This window comes from Pelagibacterium mangrovi, from assembly GCF_036662815.1.
Taxonomy (GTDB): domain Bacteria; phylum Pseudomonadota; class Alphaproteobacteria; order Rhizobiales; family Devosiaceae; genus Pelagibacterium; species Pelagibacterium mangrovi.
The window spans coordinates 200,617-222,049 of record NZ_JBAFXA010000007.1; the positions used below are offsets into that span (position 1 = coordinate 200,617).

General features: G+C 63.6%; 18 protein-coding genes. 8 read left to right on the top strand and 10 right to left on the bottom strand.

All coding sequences use genetic code 11. The features are described 5' to 3' along the window. Positions 1-88 precede the first annotated feature (88 nt). The 5 genes from V4T21_RS14015 to pdxR all read right to left on the bottom strand — a co-directional run bounded on the left by V4T21_RS14015 (position 89) and on the right by pdxR (position 7,527). A complete protein-coding gene (locus V4T21_RS14015; RefSeq protein WP_332717854.1) occupies positions 89-226 on the bottom strand; it encodes a hypothetical protein in 138 nt (45 codons plus the stop codon). A 76-nt stretch (positions 227-302) separates the two neighbouring features. After that, positions 303-1,190: a bifunctional methylenetetrahydrofolate dehydrogenase/methenyltetrahydrofolate cyclohydrolase FolD gene (gene folD / locus V4T21_RS14020; protein ID WP_332717856.1), complete on the bottom strand. Its 888-nt coding sequence runs from the start codon at positions 1,188-1,190 to the stop codon at positions 303-305. Between the two features lie 11 nt (positions 1,191-1,201). Continuing rightward, positions 1,202-2,050, bottom strand: a complete 849-nt coding sequence (purU, locus tag V4T21_RS14025) for a formyltetrahydrofolate deformylase (RefSeq protein WP_332717858.1) — start codon at positions 2,048-2,050, stop codon at positions 1,202-1,204. 157 nt (positions 2,051-2,207) lie between these two features. After that, positions 2,208-6,041: a methionine synthase gene (metH, locus tag V4T21_RS14030; RefSeq protein WP_332717860.1), complete on the bottom strand. Its 3,834-nt coding sequence runs from the start codon at positions 6,039-6,041 to the stop codon at positions 2,208-2,210. Positions 6,042-6,099: 58 nt separating this feature from the next. Then, a complete protein-coding gene (gene pdxR, locus V4T21_RS14035) occupies positions 6,100-7,527 on the bottom strand; it encodes a MocR-like pyridoxine biosynthesis transcription factor PdxR (RefSeq protein ID WP_332717862.1) in 1,428 nt (475 codons plus the stop codon). An 87-nt stretch (positions 7,528-7,614) separates the two neighbouring features. Between pdxR and V4T21_RS14040 the strand changes: the two genes are divergently transcribed. Next, on the top strand, positions 7,615-8,271 hold the full coding sequence (locus V4T21_RS14040) for a pyridoxamine 5'-phosphate oxidase family protein (protein WP_332717864.1): 657 nt from the start codon (positions 7,615-7,617) through the stop codon (positions 8,269-8,271). A gap of 52 nt (positions 8,272-8,323) precedes the next feature. Next, positions 8,324-8,698 carry a glyoxalase superfamily protein gene (locus V4T21_RS14045; protein WP_332717866.1) on the top strand — a complete coding sequence of 125 codons (375 nt, stop codon included), beginning with the start codon at positions 8,324-8,326 and terminating at the stop codon, positions 8,696-8,698. On the opposite strand, the gene cydX is transcribed toward V4T21_RS14045, so the two are convergent. The 3 genes from cydX to V4T21_RS14060 are packed head-to-tail and all read right to left on the bottom strand — an operon-like array spanning position 8,695 to position 11,598. Next, on the bottom strand, positions 8,695-8,808 hold the full coding sequence (gene cydX / locus V4T21_RS14050) for a cytochrome bd-I oxidase subunit CydX (protein WP_332717868.1): 114 nt from the start codon (positions 8,806-8,808) through the stop codon (positions 8,695-8,697). The two genes, V4T21_RS14045 and cydX, sit on opposite strands and share 4 nt — an antisense overlap. Before the next feature lie 13 nt (positions 8,809-8,821). Then, complete coding sequence (cydB, locus tag V4T21_RS14055; protein ID WP_332717870.1) at positions 8,822-9,970, bottom strand: cytochrome d ubiquinol oxidase subunit II; 1,149 nt, start codon at positions 9,968-9,970, stop codon at positions 8,822-8,824. 11 nt (positions 9,971-9,981) lie between these two features. Then, on the bottom strand, positions 9,982-11,598 hold the full coding sequence (locus V4T21_RS14060) for a cytochrome ubiquinol oxidase subunit I (protein ID WP_332717872.1): 1,617 nt from the start codon (positions 11,596-11,598) through the stop codon (positions 9,982-9,984). Between the two features lie 171 nt (positions 11,599-11,769). Between V4T21_RS14060 and cydD the strand changes: the two genes are divergently transcribed. Further along, positions 11,770-13,512 (top strand): thiol reductant ABC exporter subunit CydD, encoded by a 1,743-nt coding sequence (cydD, locus tag V4T21_RS14065; protein ID WP_332717874.1) that lies wholly within the window; start codon positions 11,770-11,772, stop codon positions 13,510-13,512. Next, positions 13,509-15,191, top strand: a complete 1,683-nt coding sequence (cydC, locus tag V4T21_RS14070) for a thiol reductant ABC exporter subunit CydC (protein ID WP_332717876.1) — start codon at positions 13,509-13,511, stop codon at positions 15,189-15,191. Before cydD ends, cydC begins: the two co-directional genes overlap by 4 nt. On the opposite strand, the gene V4T21_RS14075 is transcribed toward cydC, so the two are convergent. Beyond that, the gene (locus tag V4T21_RS14075; RefSeq protein ID WP_332717878.1) at positions 15,163-15,888 is read right to left on the bottom strand and encodes a Crp/Fnr family transcriptional regulator; all 726 of its coding nucleotides are present in this window, start codon (positions 15,886-15,888) and stop codon (positions 15,163-15,165) included. The two genes, cydC and V4T21_RS14075, sit on opposite strands and share 29 nt — an antisense overlap. A gap of 185 nt (positions 15,889-16,073) precedes the next feature. Here V4T21_RS14075 and V4T21_RS14080 point away from each other — a divergent pair, with 185 nt between their 5' ends. From V4T21_RS14080 to V4T21_RS14095, 4 genes are read left to right on the top strand one after another with little or no spacing between them, the layout of a single operon-like run. Then, positions 16,074-17,012, top strand: coding sequence for a metal ABC transporter solute-binding protein, Zn/Mn family (locus V4T21_RS14080; RefSeq protein ID WP_332717880.1), 939 nt, complete (start codon positions 16,074-16,076; stop codon positions 17,010-17,012). 8 nt (positions 17,013-17,020) lie between these two features. Beyond that, positions 17,021-17,806 carry a metal ABC transporter ATP-binding protein gene (locus tag V4T21_RS14085; RefSeq protein ID WP_332717882.1) on the top strand — a complete coding sequence of 262 codons (786 nt, stop codon included), beginning with the start codon at positions 17,021-17,023 and terminating at the stop codon, positions 17,804-17,806. Between the two features lie 2 nt (positions 17,807-17,808). After that, positions 17,809-18,936, top strand: a complete 1,128-nt coding sequence (locus tag V4T21_RS14090; protein ID WP_332717884.1) for a metal ABC transporter permease — start codon at positions 17,809-17,811, stop codon at positions 18,934-18,936. Next, the gene (locus V4T21_RS14095; RefSeq protein WP_332717886.1) at positions 18,933-20,099 is read left to right on the top strand and encodes a metal ABC transporter permease; all 1,167 of its coding nucleotides are present in this window, start codon (positions 18,933-18,935) and stop codon (positions 20,097-20,099) included. Before V4T21_RS14090 ends, V4T21_RS14095 begins: the two co-directional genes overlap by 4 nt. Here the strand turns inward: V4T21_RS14095 and V4T21_RS14100 are convergent. Then, a complete protein-coding gene (locus V4T21_RS14100; protein WP_332717888.1) occupies positions 20,096-21,367 on the bottom strand; it encodes a glycerate kinase type-2 family protein in 1,272 nt (423 codons plus the stop codon). The two genes, V4T21_RS14095 and V4T21_RS14100, sit on opposite strands and share 4 nt — an antisense overlap. Between the last annotated feature and the right edge of the window lie 66 nt (positions 21,368-21,433).

Below are 21,433 nucleotides of genomic sequence, written 5' to 3' on the forward strand. Positions count from 1 at the left end.
CCAGATATCGAGCACCTTTATGTTGCCCAGCGTATCGGATTGCGCACGCCGATGGCGATGAGCCGGCCGGCGCGCGAATAGGCCGTTCCTAAACGCGCGCGGCGCGTTCCTCTTCGAGCGTGATCGCCCTATCGTTGCCGACGATGCTGGCATAGCCCACGGCCACGCCGAAGAGACCGAAAATGGCGATGACGCCGACGACCGCGATGATTGTTTCAACAGGCATTTGGGTCTCCATCACTGATTGACGGGACCGTTATGCTCCTGTTTCGGCTGGACGAATTTGATCCAGATCAAACGATTCAGCTTTTGTCGCCATGGCGGGCGGCAAGCAGCGTGTTATCCATGAGCATGGCGATGGTCATGGGGCCGACGCCGCCGGGAACCGGGGTAATGGCCCCTGCCCGCATTTCGGCGGTTGCGAATTCGACATCGCCCACCAGCCGGGTCTTGCCCTCGCCCTTTTCGGGCGCCGGGATACGGTTGATCCCCACATCGATCACCGTTGCGCCGGGCTTGACCCACTCGCCCTTGATGAATTCGGGACGGCCGATGGCGGCAACGACGAGATCGGCGCGGCCGACGAGAGCCGGCAGGTCGCGGGTGCGCGAATGGGCGACGGTGACCGTAGCATTGGCGTGCTGGAGCAGCGCAGCAACGGGGCGACCGACCAGATTTGAGCGGCCGATGACCACTGCGTCGAGACCGGACAGGCCTTCGGGGTGGATTGTGGCCAGCAGTTCCATGCAGCCCTTGGGCGTGCAGGGCACCAACGTGCGGTCAATCTGGCCCGAGGCGAGCCGGCCGATGGAGATATCGTGCAACCCGTCCACATCCTTGGCGGGATCGAGCGCGCTGATTGTGGTACGCTCATCAAGATGGGCGGGCAGTGGGAGCTGGACGAGGATGCCGTGAATGGCGGGATCGGCGTTCAATTGCGCGATGAGAGCCAGGAGATCGGCTTGCGTGGTATCGGCGGGCAATGTGTGCTGGACCGAGTGGAAGCCGCATTCCTTGGCCATCTTGCCCTTGGAAGCGACATAGACCTGGCTGGCGGGGTCTTCGCCCACCAGCACCACGGCAAGACCCGGCGGGGTGCCGTTTGTGGCGGTGAAGGCGGCAGAGCCAGCCTTGATCCGTTCGATGGCCGAAGCGGCGACGGCCTTGCCGTCGATGATTTTTGCGGTCATGGCGAGTTCCTTTAGGCGAAAACCACCGTCTTGTGGCCGTTGAGCATGACGCGGTTTTCCAGATGCGATTTCACGGCGCGGGCCAGGACCCGGCTTTCGATGTCGCGGCCGACGGCGATCAGGTCATCAGGACTCATGGCGTGAGTGACGCGCGCCGTTTCCTGCTCGATGATCGGGCCTTCATCGAGATCGGGCGTCACGTAATGGGCCGTCGCGCCGATGATCTTGACGCCCCGCTCATGCGCCTGGTGATAGGGTTTGGCGCCCTTGAAGCTCGGCAGGAAGGAATGGTGGATGTTGATCACCTTGCCGAACAGGCGCGTCGAGAGCTGGTCTGAGAGGATTTGCATGTAGCGCGCTAGGACCACGAGATCGGCATCGGCGGCCTTAACGATGCCCAGCACCTGCGCTTCCTGCGCGGCCTTCTCGCCCTTGGCCATGGGCAGGTAATGGAACGGGATACCGTCGGCCTCGGCAATGGCGCGGGCCTCTTCATGATTGGAAATGATCGCGGCAACCTCGGCATGCAGCCAGCCCACCTTGATCTGGTAGAGCAGATGCCGCAGCGCGTGGTCGAATTTGGAGACCATGATCACCATGCGCGGCGGACGACTTTCGTCGGCGATGGCGGTCTTCATATCGAAGCGCGCGGTGACGGGCTTGAGCGCGCGTTCGATAGCGTCCTTATCCACGCCTTCGGGGGCGGTAAAGGCGATGCGCATGAAGAACTTGCCGGTGTCGCGGTCCCAGAACTGGTTGGATTCGGCGATGTTGGCGCCAAGGGAGAACAATTCGCTGGTCACGCCGGCAACGATCCCGGGCTTGTCGGCGCAGGACAGGGTCAGGATGAAACTGGGCATATCAACCATGAGGTCATGTAAATATACATGGCTTCATAGTGAGTTGGACGGGCGATGTCGAGATGGGCGCGGAGGTTGGTTGCCCTGGCAGGCGCTAGGGCTGGATTCCGGGAACAAGTCCCGGAATGACACTCGGTTTGGGGCAAAGGTTACTCCCCTACCCCGCCGCCTTTTCCGCGCCCGGGATATAGTTGAGCACCGGGCCGAGCCAGCGTTCGATCTCTTCGATGACCATGCCCTTGCGGGCGGCGTAGTCCTCAACCTGATCGCGTTCGACCTTGGCGACGCCGAAATAATAGCTCTCGGGATGGGCAAGATAGAGCCCGGAAACCGAGGAGCCCGGCCACATGGCGTAGCTTTCGGTGAGCTTGACGCCGATTTCCTTTTCGGCGTCGAGCAGCTTGAAGAGCGTGGTCTTTTCGGTGTGGTCGGGCTGGGCGGGATAGCCGGGCGCGGGGCGGATGCCGTCATAGGGTTCGGCGATCAGCTCCTCGGGGGCGTAGGCTTCGTGCGAATAGCCCCAGAGTTCGGTGCGCACCACTTCGTGCAGCCGCTCGGCAAAGGCTTCCGCGAAGCGGTCTGCCAGAGCCTTGACCAGGATCGAGGAGTAATTGTCGTTCTCCTGGTCGAACCGGTCGGCGATCTCGATTTCCTCGAAACCGGCGGTGACGCAGAAGCCGCCCAGATAGTCGGGCATGCCAGCCTCGGCCATGAAATCGGCAAGCGCGACATTGGGCTTGTCGCCGGATTTGGAAAGCTGCTGGCGCAGGGTGAAGAATTTGGCCAGTTCTTCGGTGCGGGTTTCGTCGGTAAACAGCGCGATATCGTCGCCCGACCGGTTGGCGGGCCAGAAGCCGACCACCGCCTTGGGCGTGAACCACTTTTCATCGATGATGCGCTTGAGCATGGCCTGCGCGTCGGTGAACAATTGGCGCACAGCCTCACCCTGACGGGGATCGTCGAGGATTTTGGGATAGGTGCCCTTGAACTCCCAGGCCTGGAAGAACGGAGTCCAGTCGATATAGCGGGCCAGCTCGGCCAAATCCCAATCCTGATAGGCTTTCGTGCCCAGAAAGCTCGGCGCCTTGGGCGTATAGCCAGACCAATCGGGCTTGTAGGAATTGTCGCGCGCCGCTTGCAGACTCGTGCGCTGCTTGGCGGCTTCGCCCTTTCTGTGCTTTTCGGCGACGGTTTCGTATTCCTGCTTGATGGTCTTGACGTAATCATTGGCCGCTTCTTTCGAGAGCAGCTTGGAGACCACGTTGACGGCCAGCGAAGCGTCCTTGACGTAAACCGTGGTGCCGCGATTGTAGCGCGGGTTGATCTTGACCGCCGTGTGGACACGCGAGGTCGTCGCCCCGCCGATCAGCAGGGGAATATCGAAGCCTTCGCGCTCCATTTCGGCGGCGACATGGGCCATCTCGTCGAGCGAGGGGGTGATGAGGCCGGACAGCCCGATCACATCGACCTTTTCTTCGCGCGCGATTTCGAGAATCTTCTGGCTGGGCACCATGACGCCCAGATCGATGATCTCGTAATTGTTGCAGGCGAGGACCACGCCGACGATGTTCTTGCCGATATCGTGCACGTCGCCCTTGACGGTTGCCATAAGGATCTTGCCCGCGCTCTGGCGCGCGCCATCGGCCTCCGCCTCCATGAAGGGAAGGAGATAGGCGACGGCCTGCTTCATAACGCGGGCCGATTTGACCACCTGGGGCAGGAACATCTTGCCCGAGCCGAACAGCTCGCCCACGATATTCATGCCGTCCATCAATGGGCCTTCGATGACGTGAAGCGGGCGGGGGAAGCTCTGGCGAGCTTCCTCGGTATCGGCAACAATATATTCGGTGATGCCGTTGACCAGCGCATGCGAAATGCGCTCGCCCACCGGCTTTTCGCGCCAGGAGAGGTCCTTGGCTTTCGCTTCCTTGCCGCCCTGCCCCTTGTAGCGTTCGGCAAGGTCGAGCATGCGTTCGGTGGCGTCGGACCGGCGGTTGAGGACCACGTCCTCGCAGGTCTCGCGCAGTTCGGGATCGATGGATTCGTAAACCGCAAGCTGGCCGGCGTTGACGATGCCCATGTCCATACCCGCCTTGATGGCGTGGTAGAGGAACACCGCGTGCATCGCCTCGCGCACCGGCTCATTGCCCCTGAACGAGAACGAGAGGTTCGAAACGCCGCCCGAAATGTGGACGTGCGGCAGGGTGGCAACGATCTCGCGGGTCGCCTCGATGAAATCGACACCGTAATTGTCGTGCTCTTCTATACCCGTCGCGATGGCGAAGATGTTCGGATCGAAGATGATGTCCTCGGGCGGAAAGCCCACTTCATCGACAAGGATACGATAGGCGCGGGTGCAGATTTCCACCTTGCGCTGCTGGGTGTCGGCCTGCCCGGTCTCGTCGAACGCCATGACGACCACGGCGGCGCCATAGAGGCGGCAGAGGCGGGCTTGCTCGCGGAACTTGTCCTCGCCCTCCTTCATCGAGATCGAGTTGACGATAGCTTTGCCTTGGATGCACTTGAGCCCCGCCTCGATCACCTCCCATTTCGAGGAGTCGACCATGATGGGCACGCGCGCGATATCGGGCTCGGAGGCGACGAGGTTGAGGTACTCGACGATCACCTGTTGGCTGTCGATCAGGCCCTCGTCCATGTTGATGTCGATGACCTGCGCGCCGTTTTCGACCTGATCGCGAGCCACATCGAGGGCCGCGGCGTAATCGCCCGACTTGATGAGCTTTTTAAAGCGCGCCGAACCGGTGACGTTGGTGCGCTCGCCCACGTTGACGAAAGGAATATCGTCGGTGAGCGTGAAGGGTTCGAGGCCCGATAGGCGCAGGCGCGGCTCGATTTCGGGGATGGCACGCGGCGGATATTTGGAGACCGCCGCAACGATGGCCGCGATGTGATCGGGAGTCGAGCCGCAGCAGCCGCCGACGACGTTCAAAAACCCGTCGCGCGCAAAGCCTTCGAGCTGCTCGGCCATGAATTCGGCCGTCTCGTCATAACCGCCGAACGCATTGGGCAGGCCGGCGTTGGGATAGACGCAGACGAAGGTGTCGGCGATGTCGGAGATTTCGGCGAGATGCGCGCGCATGGCGTTGGCGCCCAGTGCGCAGTTGAGCCCGATGGTGAAGGGCTTGGCGTGGCGCAGGGAATACCAGAAAGCCGTGGGCGTCTGGCCCGAAAGGGTGCGGCCCGAAAGGTCAGTGATGGTGCCTGAAATCATCACCGGCAGACGGATGCCCTTCTTTTCGAACACCTCCTCGATGGCAAAGACGGCGGCCTTGGCGTTGAGGGTATCGAAGATGGTTTCGATCAGGATGATGTCCGAGCCACCATCGATCAGCCCCTCGATCTGCTCGCCATAGGCGATGCGCAGATCGTCGAAGCTGGTGGCACGATAGCCGGGATTGTTGACGTCGGGCGAAATCGAAGCGGTGCGGTTGGTCGGCCCCACCGCGCCGGCGACGAACCGGCGCTTGCCATCCTCCGCTTCGGCGCGAACAGCGGCCCGCTTGGCAGCCTGTGCCCCTGCGACGTTCAGCTCATAGGCGAGTGCCTCCATGCCGTAATCGGCCTGGGCGATGGTCGTGCCCGAAAACGTGTTGGTTTCGAGAATATCGGCGCCGGCCATGGCATAGGCGTAGTGGATGTCCTCGATGATTTTCGGCTCGGTGATAACCAGAAGGTCGTTATTGCCCTGGAGGGGCTTGGGCCAATCGGCAAAGCGCTGCCCCCGGAAATTTTCTTCCGTGAGCTTTTCGCGCTGGATCATGGTGCCCATGGCGCCGTCGAGAATGAGGATGCGCTGGCGCGCCGCTTCGGTCAGCGCGGCGAGGATTTCATCGCCTTCCCTGGCGGTGCGGACGGGGCCACTGCCGGGTCGAAGGGCCTCGACGGCAATCGCTTCACCCGCCATGCCGCCCATGCGTCCGTCGGCGGGAGCATGAGTGTGGCCGTGGGTACATCCGGGAGCGTTGCACATAGCGTTTCCAATCAAACCGCGCAGAAGAGAAATACAAAGACATAAAGATATCTTTATGTCAAACCAGAAGCCGTTCCAACCGATCAGCGAAACGGGTAACGCGCTTCTCTGTCGCATCGGCGAAGCCGATGATCAGGCCCAAGCGCTTCTCCCCAGCGCAATAACTCGAAAGCGAAGGCGTTTCAAAGCCTTCCGCAGTGAGCGCTGCGGCAATCGCCACATCGTCGCGGGGTTGGACGAAGCGCGCGACCGCTTGCAGCCCGCCCATGGGCATATCCGCCGCGACGGCGCCGGAAAGCCGATCGCGCAGCGTTTCGACAAGCAGTCTGCCACGCTGTTCATATATCCGCGCAATCCGTTTCAAATGGGTGAGGAGCGCGCCACTTTCAATCAGTTCGGCAAAAGCGGCCTGCGTATGAATATTGACCCTGAGCCCGAGATTGCGCTGGGCCTGCACAAGTGGCGCCGAAAGCGCGCGGGGCACCACCATATAGGCGAGGCGGAGGCCGGGCAGCAGGCTCTTGGCAGTGGTGCCCATATAGATCACTTCCGAACCCTCGCTTATCCCCTGCAGAGCGGCGATGCCCCTGCCCTGCCAGAGAAATTCGCTGTCGTAATCATCCTCGAGGACCAGCGCACCCGCCCGGCGGGCAGCCTTGAGCAAGTCCATGCGCCGTTGCAGCGGCATGCGGGCGCCAGTGGGATATTGGTGCGATGGGGTGACATAGATGAGACGGGGCGGCGCGCCTTGGCCGATCGCCGCCGGATCGGCGCCCTGGGCATCGACTTCGAGAGGCTGGACCGCCAGCCCCGCTCCGGCAAACGCCGTTCGCGCACCGAAATATCCCGGGGATTCGACAAGCGCCGTGTCGCCCGGATCGGCGAGGCATCGCGCCGCCAGAGCCAGCCCTGATTGCGTCGAGGGAATGATGAGGATCTGATCCGGATCGGCGTTGACGCCGCGCTGACGCGCCAGATAATCGGCGAGCACGGTTCTGAGCTTGGGCAGCCCTTCCGTTGAACCGTAAATAGCCGAGGCCCCGAATTTGAGCCGCGCCGCCCGCCGAAGAGTGCGCGCCCAGAGATCGGCGGGAAACAGCGCCTCATCGGGGGCGCCCGGCTCGAGATGGCCGCTATGGCGCCCCCCGAGCGCGGGCCGCAAATTGACTGCGATCGCCTTGCCGCGCTCCGAAAGGCACCCTTCGGCGGCACCGCCGCCCAGATTGGCGCTTTCAAGTTCGCCGCGCGCGACGATACGCGGCACGGCGCCCTGCCTGACCGCCACCACGCCATCGGCGCGCAGCAGTTCATACCCCGCATTAACACTGTTGCGTGAAATGCCCAGCCCCTCCGCCATTTGCCGGGAACTGGGCAGCGCGGTGCCCGGCTTGAGCCGCCCCGATCGCGCCGCATCTCCGATGGCGCGATAGATCTGTTCCGGCAGCGGCCCGGCTCCGGGTTCGAGAACGATCAGTCCTTCGATCATCTGGAACTGTTCTTTTTCAATAAAGTGGAACTTTTGAAGGACCAGTTTATGCGCATACTGGCCTCATCGCAACCGGGAACACCTGCCATGACCATCCACACGCCCCCGCCCTATGCCAAGGCCCGCAACCCCAAGCGCGCCCGTTATGATGAGGAAACCATCAACGACATCCTCGATTGCGGGCTGGTGGGGCATGTGGGATTCATCGCCGATGGGCGGCCCATGGTCATCCCGATGGCCTATGCGCGATCGGGCAGGACTATCTACCTGCACGGCTCGTCAAAGGCGCGGATCGTCGCCATGCACGCGGAAGGCGACCCGCTGACCATGACGGTGACCCTGCTCGAGGGGATCGTCGCGGCGCGGTCGGGGTTCCATCACTCGATGAACTATCGCGCGGCCATCGTGCATGGTCACGCGCGAATGGTGGACGATCTGGGCGAGGTCGAGGAGGCGCTCAAGCTGATCACCGAGCACCTGCTGCCGTTTCGCTGGGGGGAAGTGCGGCCCATGCACGACAAGGAGCGCAAGGGCACGGGCGTTCTGGCGCTCGAGATCGAGGCGGCTTCGGCCAAGGTGCGGCAGGGGCCGCCCGTCGATGAGGAGGAGGATCACGCCCTGCCGATCTGGGCAGGAGTGATCCCCATCGTCACCGGGCTCGGCGCGCCGATGGGAGACGGCAAGACGCCGGGTGAGGTTCCTCCGCCGCCATCGGTGCATCTGGCGCGCAAGAAGTTCGCCTGACGGCGCCCACCTGCTATAACCTCGGTCAAACATCCGACCGGGGAGAGAATTCATGACGCGATTTATCGGGACGGTTCCGATTCTGCGCTCGTTCAGCGAAGCCAAGGCGCGCGAGTTCTATATCGACTATCTCGGTTTCGCAGTGGACTGGGAGCATCGGTTCGAGCCCGGCATGCCGCTCTACATGCAGGTCTCGCGCGACGGGCTCGTGCTGCACATCAGCGAGCATCACGGCGACGGAACGCCGGGCTCGGCGATCTTCGTCGAAACGACCGGACTGCGCGAGTTTCATGCCGAGCTGTCGGGCAAGGCCTATCCGAACCTGCGCCCCGGCATCGAGGAAGCACCGTGGAACGCATGGACCGTGACGGTCATCGATCCGTTCGGCAACACCATCCGCTTTTCAGAGCGCATGTCGGGGGCCTAGTCGGTCTTCTCCGCCTCACGCCGGTCTTCGCGCATCTCGAACCACATGGCGTTGAGGATGGCGAAGGCGCAGGCGAGGCCGACGCCGAGTATCCAGGAAAAATACCACATCGGGGTCAGCCTCCTAATAAGCGTTGGGGTTCTTGGACAGCGATTTGCCGGTGACCGGCCCGCTCATCACCTTATAGACCCAGCCGGTATAGGCCAGGATGATGGGCAGGAAGAATGCGGTCACGACAAGCATGATGAACAGCGTGAGATGGCTCGATGAGGCATCCCAGACCGTGAGGCTGACGCCGGGATTGTGCGAGGACGGCAGGAGGAACGGGAACATCGAAACGCCAGCAGTGGCGACGATGCCGAATATCCCGACCCCGGCCGAAAGGACGCCGAGCGTCTTGAGCTTCATCCGCAGCCCGAAAAACGCCCCCGCCATGCCGGCAAAGCCCAGGATCGGCGCGATCATCGTCCATGGCTGCGCGGCGTAATTGGCCAGCCACGCGCCGACCTCGCGCTCGACGGTTTTGGAGAGCGGGTTGGAGGGGAGCGCGGTTTCGACGGTGCTGGTGACCACATAGCCTTCAATGCCATAGGCAATCCAGACACCGCCCAGCGCAAAGAGCACGATGGAGGCGAGCGCAGCCCATTCCCCATAGCGCTTGGCGCGGGCGGCAATCTCGCCCTCGGTGCGCGCGGCGATGACCGCCGCGCCCATGGTGACCACCATAGAAAGGCTGACGAGCCCGCACAGCAGGGCAAACGGGGTCAGGAGCCCAAAGAAATTGCCCAGATATGAGGGGCGCAGAGTGGTGTCGAGATTAAACGGCGCGCCCAGGAGAGCGTTGCCCATCGCCACGCCGAAGATGAGAGCGGGCACGAAGCCGCCGATGAACAGCACCCAATCCCAGGTCGAGCGCCAGCGCGGATCGGTGACCTTGCCGCGATATTTGAAACCCACGGGTCGCAGGATCAGGGCAAAAAGGATGACGATCATGGCGAGGTAGAAGCCCGAAAAGCTCACAGCATAGAGCGGTGGCCATGCCGCAAAGATCGCGCCGCCCCCCAGAACCAGCCAAACCTGATTGCCCTCCCAGGTCGGCCCGACGAGGTTGAGCAGCACCCGGCGCTCGTCGTCGGTGCGGGCGACCGCCGGCAGCATCGCGCCGATGCCCAGATCCCGGCCGCCCAGGATGGCGAAGCCGATGAGGATGATGCCGAGCAGCGCCCACCAGATGAGCCGCAGGGTTTCATAATCGATGGGAATGTAATCCATTTCCGCTCTCCTTATTCGGCGGGCCGAGGGTGCGCTTCGGATTCGGTCGATGGGGGCCGACCCGACATCGGCTCGGGAGTGGCGAGCGGATCGGGCTCGCCATTGAGCAGGGCGACGTAATCCTTGGGGCCGGCCTTGATGGCCTTGACCATCAGGAACACCATGATGACCGCCAGAACCGTATAGAGGCTGACGTAGAAGGTGAGGCTGAGGACCAGATCCATGACCGTCAGGCCCGACGCCGCATAGAAGGTCGGCAGGACGCCCTCGATCGCCCATGGTTGTCGGCCGTATTCGGCGATGATCCAGCCCGCTTCGATGGCCAGCCATGGCAGTGGCAGCGCGGCCACCGCACCCCAGAGGAACCAGCGGTGCGTCTCGAGCGTGCCGCGCGACGCCTTCCAGAACGCCAGGGCGAAGAAGGCGATGAAGAAGAAGCCCACCCCGACCATGAGCCGGAACGCCCAGAACAACGGCCAGACATCGGGCACCGTATCGGCGGCGGCCATGGAGATTTCCTCGGGCGTCGCGTTTTCGATATCGGTGCGATAGCGCTTGAGGAGGAGCGCATAGCCAAGATCGGGCCAGGCCTCGGCGATCACCGCGCGGGCTTCCTGGTCCTGCCGGTTCTCTTCGAGCGCGGCCACTGCTTCATAGGCGCGCAGCCCATTGGCGATGCGGACCTCAGCGTGTTCGACCAGCTCGTGGATGCCGGGGACTTCGGTATCGAACGAGCGGGTGGTGATGAGCCCCAGAACCCAGGGAACTTTGATATCGAACCGCTCGCCATTGGGCAGCGGGAAGGCCACGAGGCTGAGCCCGGCCGGAGCCGCTTCTGTCTCGTACATCGCCTCGATGGCCGCGATCTTCATCACCTGGTGCTCAGTGGCCGCATATCCGCTTTCGTCGCCCAGGACCACGACGGACAGTGCCGAGGCAAGGCCAAAGCTTGCCGCGACCACCATCGAGCGCTTGGCGAGCTCCTGGTGCTTGCCCTTGAGCATGAAGAGCGCGCTGACCCCGAAGACGAAGACCGCGCCGGTGACATAGCCCGCCGATACCGTATGGACGAACTTGGCCTGCGCCACGGGATTGAAAATCACCGCCATGAAATCGGTGATTTCCATGCGCATCGTATCGGGGTTGAAGACGGCCCCGACCGGATACTGCATCCAGCCATTGGCGATCAGAATCCACAGCGCCGAGAAATTGGCCCCCAGTGCCACGAGCCAGGTGACGGCCAGATGACCGACTTTCGAAAGCCGGTCCCAGCCGAAAAAGAACAGCCCGATGAAGGTGGCTTCGAGAAAGAACGCCATCAGCCCTTCGATGGCCAGCGGGGCCCCGAACACGTCGCCAACGTAATGGCTGTAATAAGACCAGTTCATGCCGAACTGGAATTCCATGACGATGCCGGTGGCGACCCCCATGGCGAAATTGATGCCGAACAGTGTGCCCCAGAACAGGGTCATCTTGCGCCAGATCTCGCGCCCGGTCATCACATAGGTGCTCTCCATGATGGCCATCATGAACGAGAGCCCGAGCGTGAGCGGGACGAACAGGAAGTGGTAAAGCGCGGTCGCAGCGAATTGCAGCCGTGAGAGGTTTACGACGGTTTCGTCGATCATCGGTGATCTGCCCCTGGGTCAATGAAGTCGCCCGGGTCGAACGCCACGGCCATAGGACGACACAGTTCTCGATCTATACCCTATCATAGCGCGATTGACTTGACCTGGATCAAGGCGCCGCGCGTCCGGATATCGCACTCTGATCGTTACACTTTGCGGTAATGTAAACTCATGGCCTCTTCCATCGACCCCATCGCCGACCGCGCCAACTCCCGCAAGCTCATGGGATTGCGGCGCATGGGCGGGCGCGCGCTGATCGTCGCGATCGGCGCGCCGCTGGTTTCGGGCGTGATGCTCGTCGTCTATGCCGCGCTTCTGGCGCAGGTGCTGGGGAGGACGATCGAAGGGGGCGAATCGCTTGGCGCCGTGATGCCGCTGATCGGCGTTCTCGCCGCGATCGTTCTCGTTCGGGCGTTGCTGGCATTGCTGGGCGAACAGGCGGGAACGATCGGGGCCGAGCGCATCAAATCGGGTTTGCGCGATGGATTGTTCGGGCACCTCCTGGCCCAGCGACATCCGCTCGATCTCAAGCCGGCATCGGGCGCTGTGGGCGCCGCGCTGATCGATCAGGTCGAAGGGCTGGAAAATTTCTTTGCCCGTTATCTCCCCGCGATGATCTCGGCCACTATCCTGCCCATCGCCTTTGCCGTCGTATTGTTCCCCGTCGATTGGGTGGTGGGGCTGCTGTTCATCGTCACCGCGCCATTGATACCGCTGTTCATGGCGCTGGCCGGCTGGGGCGCGCAGGCAGCGACCGACAGGCAGGCAACCGCGCTCTCGCGGCTATCGGCCCATTTCGCCGACCGGCTGCGCGGACTGCTGACGCTCAAACTGTTCGGGCGCGAGGCCGACGCGGTGAGCGAAGTCCATGCGGCCAGTGAGGCTCTGCGCCGGCGCACCAACGCGGTTTTGCGCATAGCCTTTCTGTCCTCGGCGATCCTTGAATTCTTCGCCGCCCTTGGGGTGGCCGGCGTCGCGCTTTATGTGGGCCTCACCTTTCTGGGTTTCCTCGGCATCAATCCGGGGCTGACGCTCACCGCCGGGCTGTTCGCGCTGATCATGGCTCCGGAGGTCTATGCTCCGCTGCGCCAGTTGGCCGCCCATTATCACGACCGCGCCGCCGCCAAATCGGCGCTTGCCGAGATCGAGGCCATCGTCGCCGACCCCGATGCACTGGCGGCGCCCGAGCAGGCCCAGACCAAGCCAGGCAAGCGCCAATTGCCGCTCGTCATCGACGGCCTGTCGGTCATGGCGCAGGGCGAACCGGTGCTCGACCGGCTCGATCTCGCGCTTGGGGCGGGGGAAAGCCTTGCCATCATGGGGCCGAGCGGCATCGGGAAATCCACCCTGGCCCGCGCTATCGCAAGGCTCGTTCCGTTCGAGGGCGAAATCAGGCTTGGGGGCACACCGCTCGCCGAATGGCGCGAGGCGGAACTGCGCGGCGGCGTGGCGTTAATCGGCCAGAAGCCACACATCTTTGCCGGCACGATTGCCGAAAACATCGCCCTTGCCGATCCCACAGCCAGCCGTAAGGGTATCCGCAAGGCGGCGGAACTCGCGCAGGTCAACGCCTTCGCCGATGCAATGCCCGAGGGGCTGGATACGCTAGTGGGCGAAGGTGGCTATGGATTGTCCGGCGGCCAGATCCAGAGGATCGGATTGGCACGGTTGTTCCTTACCGACCCGGCGCTGGTGATCCTCGACGAACCCACCGCCCATCTCGATCCGACGACCGAAGCGGGGGCGCTCGACGCGGTGCTCGCCTTCAGCGCCGGCCGGACGCTGATCCTCATGACCCATTCGCGCACCGTCGCGGCGCGGGCGGATAAGGTGATGCGCATGGCGGGCGGCAAGCTACTGCCGACGCCGCGTCGCGCCGCCTCGGCCAGCACACGCAAGGAGGATCGGGCATGAAGGCGCTGGCGTTCTTTGCCCCGCTGTTCCGGCCGCACTGGCGGGGGCTGCTGCTCGCGCTGGTGCTCTCGCTGGTGACGCTGGCCGCCGGAACGGCACTGCTCGGCGTTTCCGGCTGGTTCCTGACGGCGACGGCGCTGACCGCGCTGGGCGTTTCGTTCAACCTCTTTGCCCCGTCCGCTGCGGTGCGCGGCTTTTCCTTCATCCGCATCCTCGCGCGCTATTTCGAAAAGCTGGTGGGTCACAACGCGACGCTGCGCCTGCTGTCCGATTTGCGGCGCTGGCTGTTTTCCGCCCTCTTCCCGCGCCTCCCCCTGCCCGACCGCTCGATGCGCCATGGCGATCTGGTGACGCGGCTGACCTCCGATATCGATGCGCTCGATACGCTGTTTCTGATCGCCATCGGGCCGCTGGTTGCCGCGCTGGTGCTGGGCGGCGCCGTAACGGCGGTTTTGCTGGTGCTGCTGCCGCAGGCGGGGTGGATCTATCTTTGCGCAATCGTCCTGTCGGTGCTCGTGGTCCCCGCGATCCTTGCCTTTTCCACCCGCAGGGCGGGTATCGAAACCGTCGAAGCCGCTGCGGAACTGCGGGCTCATGTCCTCGACGCGGTGGCCGGCCACGACGATATCGTCACCTTCGGGCAAACCGCCTTCGTCTCCCGCCGTTTCGAGGCGGCCAGCGAAACGCTCTCGCGCCTGCGCCGGCGACAAGGGCTTGCGACATCGGTTGCCGCGGCCTGCGTACAGGCGCTGACCGGCATTGCCTTGATCGCCATTGTTCTTGTCGGGCTGGATGCCCATGAGGCTGGTGCCATCGAAGGACCGATCCTTGCGGGCATCGTCTTCGCAGCGCTGGGAAGTTTCGAGGCGACCGCCGTGATCATCCGCTCGATCGGCAAGCTGGGGTCGGCGCTGGCCTCGGCCGAACGGCTAAGGCAAATCGCGACGACGCCCATTTTGGTGCGCGACCCCGTTCGCCCGGTGCCCTGCCCCAATGACGGCACCGTCGCTTTCGAAGGCGTGGTTTTCGCCTATGGCGATGGGGAGCCGGTGCTGACCGGACTCAATCTTTCGGTTGCGCCCGGCGAGCACGTCGCGATTTCCGGGGTGAGCGGAGTGGGTAAATCGAGCCTGCTGCATCTGCTGTTGCGTCTCGCCGATCCAAAAGCGGGCGCGATCCGCATCGGCGATGTCGATATCCGCGACATGACCCAGGCCGATCTCCACGCCCATGTGGCATTGCTGGGCCAGCAAAGCTCGGTGTTTCTCGATACGATCCGCAACAATCTGCTGATCGCCCGACCCGAGGCGAGTGATGCCGAGCTCTATGCCGCGCTCGCCAAGGCGAAGCTGGAAGCGACAGTGCGCGGCCTGTCGGCGGGGCTCGATACGGTTGTGGGGGAAACCGGGGCGACGCTTTCGGCCGGACAGGCCCGGCGGCTGTGCCTCGCCCGCACGCTACTCTCGCCTGCTCAAATCGTGCTGCTCGACGAGCCGACGGCGGGACTGGACCGGGAAACAGAAGCGGCGTTTCTTTCCGACATGCCCAACGCACTGGCCGGGCGCACGGTGTTGCTGGCAACCCATGCGGTGCTGCCCAAAGGGGCGGTGGCGCGCGAACTCGAACTGGTCTCGGGCAGGCTTACAGAGGTCAGCCGCAGCGGGCTTCGAGACGCTTGAGATCGGGGATGGCGAAGCTGCGGTAGCTTTCGACCGAGATCACCCCATCCTTGCGCAACCGCGTGATCTGGCGCGAGACGGTTTCGATGGTGAGGCCGAGGAAATCGGCGATATCGGCCCGGCTGAGCGGCAAATCGAATTCGGCCCGCGTTTTTTCGCCGGGTCCGACTTCCGGCTCGATATGCAGCGCCACCATATGGAGGAAGCTCGCGACCTTCTCTGCCGCCGTCTTGCGGCCGAGCGTCACCATCCATTCGCGCGCGTCGTCAAGTTCGCGCAGCGTTTGTTCCAACAGACGACGCTCGAGAGCCGGATGCTCGGCAACGAGCTTTTCGAGGGCCTCGCGCGGCACCATGCACAGTTCCACCTCGGACGCCGCCTCGGCGGTGATCCGGCTCTGCTCGCCGTAAAGACGGCCCAGGAAATCAGGCGCGAATTGCAGCCCTACCACCTGCTGGCGCCCGTCTTCGAGCATTTTCGAGAGCTTGACGACGCCGCGCATGACATTGGCATAGCGGGTGACCTCGGTGTCGTCGGCAATCAATTCGTCGCCGGCCGGGCGGCGCACCATGCGGGTGTGCCTGGAAAGCGTCAGCAATTGGTCGGGGTCCAGCGCGCCACACAGCCCGCGATGGCGAACCTCGCAACTGCGGCACAGAACCGGCACGTCGGAATTGTGGATGTCCTGTCTGCCCATGCGTGACCTCTCGCTTCCTTTCGTAAATAGGCGCGTGCCGACGGCGCCACGATAAGCGAAATCGTCGCATGGCCAAGAACTTGGGCGGTTGGTTCGTACTTATTGCAAATCATTCGCAACTAGCTTGACGCATTTGCGAATGATTGTCATATTCAACCCAATATCCCACCGACCGTGAAAGTCCCATGACAGTCAGACCCCTCCTCTCCGCCGGCCTAGCCCTGATCATCGCCATGCCCGCCCAGGCTCAGGACCCGCTTACGGTCGTCGCCACCGTAGGCATGATCGGCAACATAGCCCAGACAGTGGGAGGCGATTGCATAGCGGTGGAGACTATGATGGGGCCAGGGATCGATCCTCACCTCTATCAGGCGACGGCCCGCGACGTTCAGACGCTCAACCACGCCGACCTGATCCTTTATTCCGGCTATGGCCTCGAAGGTCAGCTCGGCGACGTCTTCGCCCGCTATGCCGAACGCGTGCCGACGCTGGCCGTGGCCGAAGCGGGCATCGCCCAGGACGATCTCATTGCGACAGACGATGCCTATGGGGTCGATCCGCATCTGTGGATGGACGTTTCGCTCTGGGCCCAGACGGTTCCGGCGATTGCCGATCAACTCGTAGCCCTGCTCCCCGATTGCGGGCCTACCATCGCGGCCAATGCCAAAGCTTACGAGGCCGAGCTGGCAGCGCTGCATGGCTGGGCGCAGGATGCGATAGCATCGATCCCCGAGGATCAGCGCATTCTGGTCACCGCCCACGACGCCTTTGCCTATTACGGCCGCGCCTATGGCATCGAAGTCGCCGGCATCCAAGGGATATCCACCCAGTCGGAAGCGGCGATCGCCGATATCCGGCAGACGGCCGATCTGATCGTCGAGCGGCGCGTGCCGGCAATCTTCGTTGAATCCACGATCAATCCGCGCACCATCCAGGCGGTGATCGAGGCGGCGCGGCAGGCCGGGCAGGACGTCGAGATCGGCGGCCAGCTTTTTTCCGATGCCATGGGCGATCCGGGGACGCCGGGGGGAACCTATATCGGCATGATCCATTCCAACACCGCTTCCATCACCTCGGCCTTGGGCGGTACGCTGCCCGATCTGCCGGCAGAACTCGACCGATAGGCGCAGAAATGGTTCCCCAGATTGAGAACGGTTTGCACGAGCCGGGCCTTGCGGTCCATGTCGAGGACCTGACGGTTTCCTACCAATCGAACCCGGTGCTCTGGGATATCGATTTTGATATCCCGCCCGGTGTCATGGCAGCGATTGTCGGGCCGAATGGGGCGGGGAAATCCACCCTCATCAAATCGATCCTCGATCTGGTCAAACCCACCGCCGGGCATGTCACCATCCATGGCCGCCCCTACGCGCGTCAACGGCGCAAGGTGGGCTATGTGCCCCAGCGCTCCAGTGTCGACTGGGATTTCCCCACCACCGCGCTCGACGTGGTAACCATGGGGCTCTACGGCCAGCTCGGCTGGCTGCGTCGGCCCGGAAAAGCAGAGCGCGAACGCGCTATGGCGGCTCTGGAACGCGTCGGAATGGACGATTTCGCCGACCGCCAGATCAGCCAGCTCTCGGGCGGCCAGCAGCAGCGGGTGTTTATCGCCCGCGCGCTGGTGCAGGACGCCGACGTTTATTTCCTCGACGAACCCATGGCGGGGGTGGACGCCACCACCGAACGGGCCATAGTCAAGATCCTCCACGCGCTGCGCGACGCGGGCAAGACGGTGATCGTCGTGCACCATGACCTCCAGACGGTGCGCGATTATTTCGACTGGATGGTGATCCTCAACGTGCGGGTGATCGCGCAGGGACCGGTCTCGGAGGTCTATACGCCCGAAAACCTGCGCCGGGCCTATGGTGGACAGATCGCGCTGATCGACAGCGACGCCACCCTTCAAGCGGCGGACTGACCATGTTCGCCCTGCTCGCAGACTATACCATCCAGAACGTGATGATCGGCGCGGCGCTGCTCGGCATCGTCTCGGGCGTCCTGGGCAGCTTTGCCGTTTTGCGCAAGCAATCGCTTTTGGGAGACACGCTCTCCCACGCCGCCCTGCCCGGCATCTGCATCGGGTTTCTCGTTGCCGGCACGCGGAGCCTGCCGGCCATTCTCATCGGCGCGCTGCTCACCGGCGCGCTGGCGGCGCTGATCGTTCTGGCGCTGACGCGCACCACACGCCTCAAGACCGACGCGAGCCTCGGGATCGCGCTTTCGATCTTCTTTGCTCTCGGTATCGTGTTGCTCACCCACATCCAGAACGCCGGCAGCGCCGCGCAAGGCGGGCTCGAATCCTTCCTTTTCGGGCAGGCTGCCGCCATCCTGCGCTCGGACCTCTACGTCATGGGCGCGATCGCCCTGGTCGCGCTGGCACTGGTTTGCCTGTTCTGGAAGGAATTCAAGCTCGTGACCTTCGACCCCGCTTACGCGCGCACCATGGGCCTGCCCGTGCTGGCGCTGGAAGCGGCGTTGACGACGATGATCGCGCTCGCCGTCGTCGTGGGCCTGCAGATGGTGGGCGTCGTGCTGATGGCGGCGATGATCATCGCCCCTGCCGTCGCCGCCCGGCAATGGACGAACCGGCTGGGCGTGATGGTGGGGCTCGCGGCTCTCTTCGGGATGATCTCGGGCCTGTTCGGAGCCCTGATCAGCGCGACGGGACGTGGGTTGGCTACCGGGCCTTTGATCGTTCTCGCCGTTTCGGCCATCGTCGCCTTTTCCCTGCTGTTCGCTCCGGGACGCGGACTGGTGTTTGCCGCACTGCGCCAACGCGAGAATTCGCGCCAATTGCGCGGCCGCCGCGTGCTCTCGACGCTCTACCGCCTCGCCGCCGAGCATAACGACCCCGCCTATCCCGCCGAGCAGACGATGCTGGACGCCTATCACGGGGCAGGCACCGCCGGCGCGTTGAGGCGGCTGGCTGATCGTGGGCTCGTCACAGCGACGCACCACCATCCCGAGCCGACACCGCATTGGGTGCTGACCGAAAAGGGCATCACAGCAGCCGAGGCCGATCGCATTCCCGGAGGAAGTGCCCAATGATCGCCATGCTCTCGGCCTTCTTTAACAGCCCCGACGCGATGATCATGCTCACCGGTGCGCTCGTCGGCATCGCCGCATCGCTGCTGGGCACCTTCCTCATCCTGCGCGGCGCCTCGATGCTTTCGGACGCCATTTCCCATTCCATCGTCTTCGGCATCATCGTGGTCTGGATGCTGACCGGGCAGGCCTCGGGACCTGTGCAGATCATCGGGGCTGCGCTGACCGGGCTTTTGACGGTGTTCCTGACCGAACTGCTCACCGCAACCCGCCGCGTCAAGGCCGATGCGGCGATCGGGCTGGTATTCCCGGCGCTGTTTTCCATCGGCGTGCTGCTCATCAATCTCTTCGCCCGTGACGTGCATATCGACCAGCACACGGTGCTTCTGGGCGAGATCGGCTTCGTCTGGCTCGATACCTATGAGATCGGCGGCTATCTGGTGCCCCAGGCTGTGATCTGGATGGGGGCGATGGCGCTGCTTAACCTGGCTTTCGTCACGCTGTTCTTCAAGGAATTGAAGCTTGCGACCTTCGACGCCGCGCTTGCGCGCGCGCTGGGTTTCGCGCCGGCCCTGCTCTCTTACGGCCTGCTGGCGCTTTTGAGTGGCACTGCGGTAGCGGCGTTCGACTCTGTGGGGGCAATCCTTTTCATCGCCTTCGTCATCGTCCCGCCTTCGGCCGCTTATCTGTTGACCGACAGGCTCTCGGTCATGTTGGTGATCGGTGTTGTTATTTCGATCGTATCGGCGGTCGCCGGGTATTGGGGCGCGGTGTGGCTCAACGTTTCAATCGGCGGCATGATGGCGGTGATGACGGGCATATGCTTCACGCTCGCCCTGGCCTTGGGGCCGCGCTATGGCATTCTGGCCCAATGGGCGCGGCGCCGCGCCCGGTTGGGCGACAACGCGGCGCGGACGCTGGCGGTACACCTTTTCAACCACGAGGACGATCCCCAAGCCAGCGAGGAAAACGTCGCCGATGCGCTACGCGAGCATCTGCATTGGAGCGAGGCGAAATCCCGGACGATACTCGCCAAAAGTCTTTCCGATGGCCTCGTCACGCGCTCGGGCGAAAGACTAACGCTGACCGAAAAAGGACGACAGGCCGCCCGCGAGGTGCTCGAACCCTGGGCGCGCGGAGACCGCTCGGTCAAAGCCTCACCCTAGCGGATCAGTATGGCCCGGAAGTCGTTGACATTGGTCCCCGTCTGGCCGGTCACGAACAGATCGCCTATGGCCGAAAACGCCGTCCATGCATCATGCTGGCAAAGTGCCTTCTTGGGATCGATACCCGCTGCCCGCATGCGCGAAAAGCTCTGCCCATCGGCGAAGGCGCCGGCATTGTCCTCGGATCCGTCGATCCCATCGGTATCGGCGGAAAGGGCATGAATTCCCTCGCAGCCTTCTATGCCGCGCGCTAGCGACAAAAGGAACTCCCCGTTGCGGCCGCCACGGCCATATGGTCCTTCTGCCAGCGTCACCGTGGTCTCCCCGCCCGAAAGGACAACGACCGGTTTTGCGAACGGCTGGTCGAAACGGACGACTTCGCGCGCAATGGCGGCGTGCATGCGCCCGATATCCTTGGCTTCCCCCTCGATGGCATCTGAAAGCACCACGGGGGTGATCCCCATCGAGCGTGCCAGATCGGCGGCGGCGTGCAGCGATGTGCGCGCCGAGGCGATGATGACGGCGCTGTTGCGCGCAAGGTCCGGGTCGTCGGGCTTGGGGGCAATCGCGGCCGGCGACGCCAGATGCGCCATTACTGCAGGAGGCAAAGTCATCCGGTATTCGGCGATGATATCGAGAGCATCCTGGGGAGTCATGGCGTCGGGAACCGTGGGACCCGAGGCGACCATGGCCGGGTTGTCTCCGGCCACGTCGGAAACCAGCAGCGACACCACCCGCGCCGGCGCGGCCGCCTTGGCCAGCCGTCCACCCTTGATGCCGGAAACGTGCTTGCGGACGGTGTTCATCGCCTGGATAGGCGCGCCCGAACTCAGCAGCGCGCGGTTGACGGCGATCTCGTCGTCAAAGCTCAAATCGCCGCCCGGCAATGGTAGAAGCGCCGAGCCGCCGCCCGAGATGAGCGCGATCACCAGATCGTCGGCGATCAGGCCGCCAACGGCATCGAGCAGGGCGCGCGAGCCCAGAAGTCCGGCCCTGTCAGGCACCGGATGGGCCGCCTGGAGAACCTTGATCTTTTCGGTAGGCGTGATCTTGCCGTGCCGATCGACGACGACGCCTTCGAGCGGACCATCCCAGAGGCTTTCGAGCGCCGCCGCCATGCGGCTGGCCGCCTTGCCGGCACCGATGACGACAGTACGTCCCTTCGGCCGTTCGGGAAGATGGGCGGCGATGGCGTCGCGCGGATCGGCCGCCTTGACGGCACAGCTAAACAAAGCGGTCAGAAACGTCCGCGGATCGATATCCGTCATCAAACCCCCGAAATGCCGGTTTTTTGGAATTTATCAGATTTGGCGGCTGTTGGCATATCACGAGAG

Excerpts from the sequence above, each read along its gene's own strand:
- V4T21_RS14015 (WP_332717854.1), bottom strand. The coding sequence starts at position 226 with ATGCCTGTTGAAACAATCATCGCGGTCGTCGGCGTCATCGCCATTTTC.
- folD (WP_332717856.1), bottom strand. The coding sequence starts at position 1,190 with ATGACCGCAAAAATCATCGACGGCAAGGCCGTCGCCGCTTCGGCCATC.
- purU (WP_332717858.1), bottom strand. The coding sequence starts at position 2,050 with ATGCCCAGTTTCATCCTGACCCTGTCCTGCGCCGACAAGCCCGGGATC.
- metH (WP_332717860.1), bottom strand. The coding sequence starts at position 6,041 with ATGTGCAACGCTCCCGGATGTACCCACGGCCACACTCATGCTCCCGCC.
- pdxR (WP_332717862.1), bottom strand. The coding sequence starts at position 7,527 with ATGATCGAAGGACTGATCGTTCTCGAACCCGGAGCCGGGCCGCTGCCG.
- V4T21_RS14040 (WP_332717864.1), top strand. The coding sequence starts at position 7,615 with ATGACCATCCACACGCCCCCGCCCTATGCCAAGGCCCGCAACCCCAAG.
- V4T21_RS14045 (WP_332717866.1), top strand. The coding sequence starts at position 8,324 with ATGACGCGATTTATCGGGACGGTTCCGATTCTGCGCTCGTTCAGCGAA.
- cydX (WP_332717868.1), bottom strand. The coding sequence starts at position 8,808 with ATGTGGTATTTTTCCTGGATACTCGGCGTCGGCCTCGCCTGCGCCTTC.
- cydB (WP_332717870.1), bottom strand. The coding sequence starts at position 9,970 with ATGGATTACATTCCCATCGATTATGAAACCCTGCGGCTCATCTGGTGG.
- V4T21_RS14060 (WP_332717872.1), bottom strand. The coding sequence starts at position 11,598 with ATGATCGACGAAACCGTCGTAAACCTCTCACGGCTGCAATTCGCTGCG.
- cydD (WP_332717874.1), top strand. The coding sequence starts at position 11,770 with ATGGCCTCTTCCATCGACCCCATCGCCGACCGCGCCAACTCCCGCAAG.
- cydC (WP_332717876.1), top strand. The coding sequence starts at position 13,509 with ATGAAGGCGCTGGCGTTCTTTGCCCCGCTGTTCCGGCCGCACTGGCGG.
- V4T21_RS14075 (WP_332717878.1), bottom strand. The coding sequence starts at position 15,888 with ATGGGCAGACAGGACATCCACAATTCCGACGTGCCGGTTCTGTGCCGC.
- V4T21_RS14080 (WP_332717880.1), top strand. The coding sequence starts at position 16,074 with ATGACAGTCAGACCCCTCCTCTCCGCCGGCCTAGCCCTGATCATCGCC.
- V4T21_RS14085 (WP_332717882.1), top strand. The coding sequence starts at position 17,021 with ATGGTTCCCCAGATTGAGAACGGTTTGCACGAGCCGGGCCTTGCGGTC.
- V4T21_RS14090 (WP_332717884.1), top strand. The coding sequence starts at position 17,809 with ATGTTCGCCCTGCTCGCAGACTATACCATCCAGAACGTGATGATCGGC.
- V4T21_RS14095 (WP_332717886.1), top strand. The coding sequence starts at position 18,933 with ATGATCGCCATGCTCTCGGCCTTCTTTAACAGCCCCGACGCGATGATC.
- V4T21_RS14100 (WP_332717888.1), bottom strand. The coding sequence starts at position 21,367 with ATGACGGATATCGATCCGCGGACGTTTCTGACCGCTTTGTTTAGCTGT.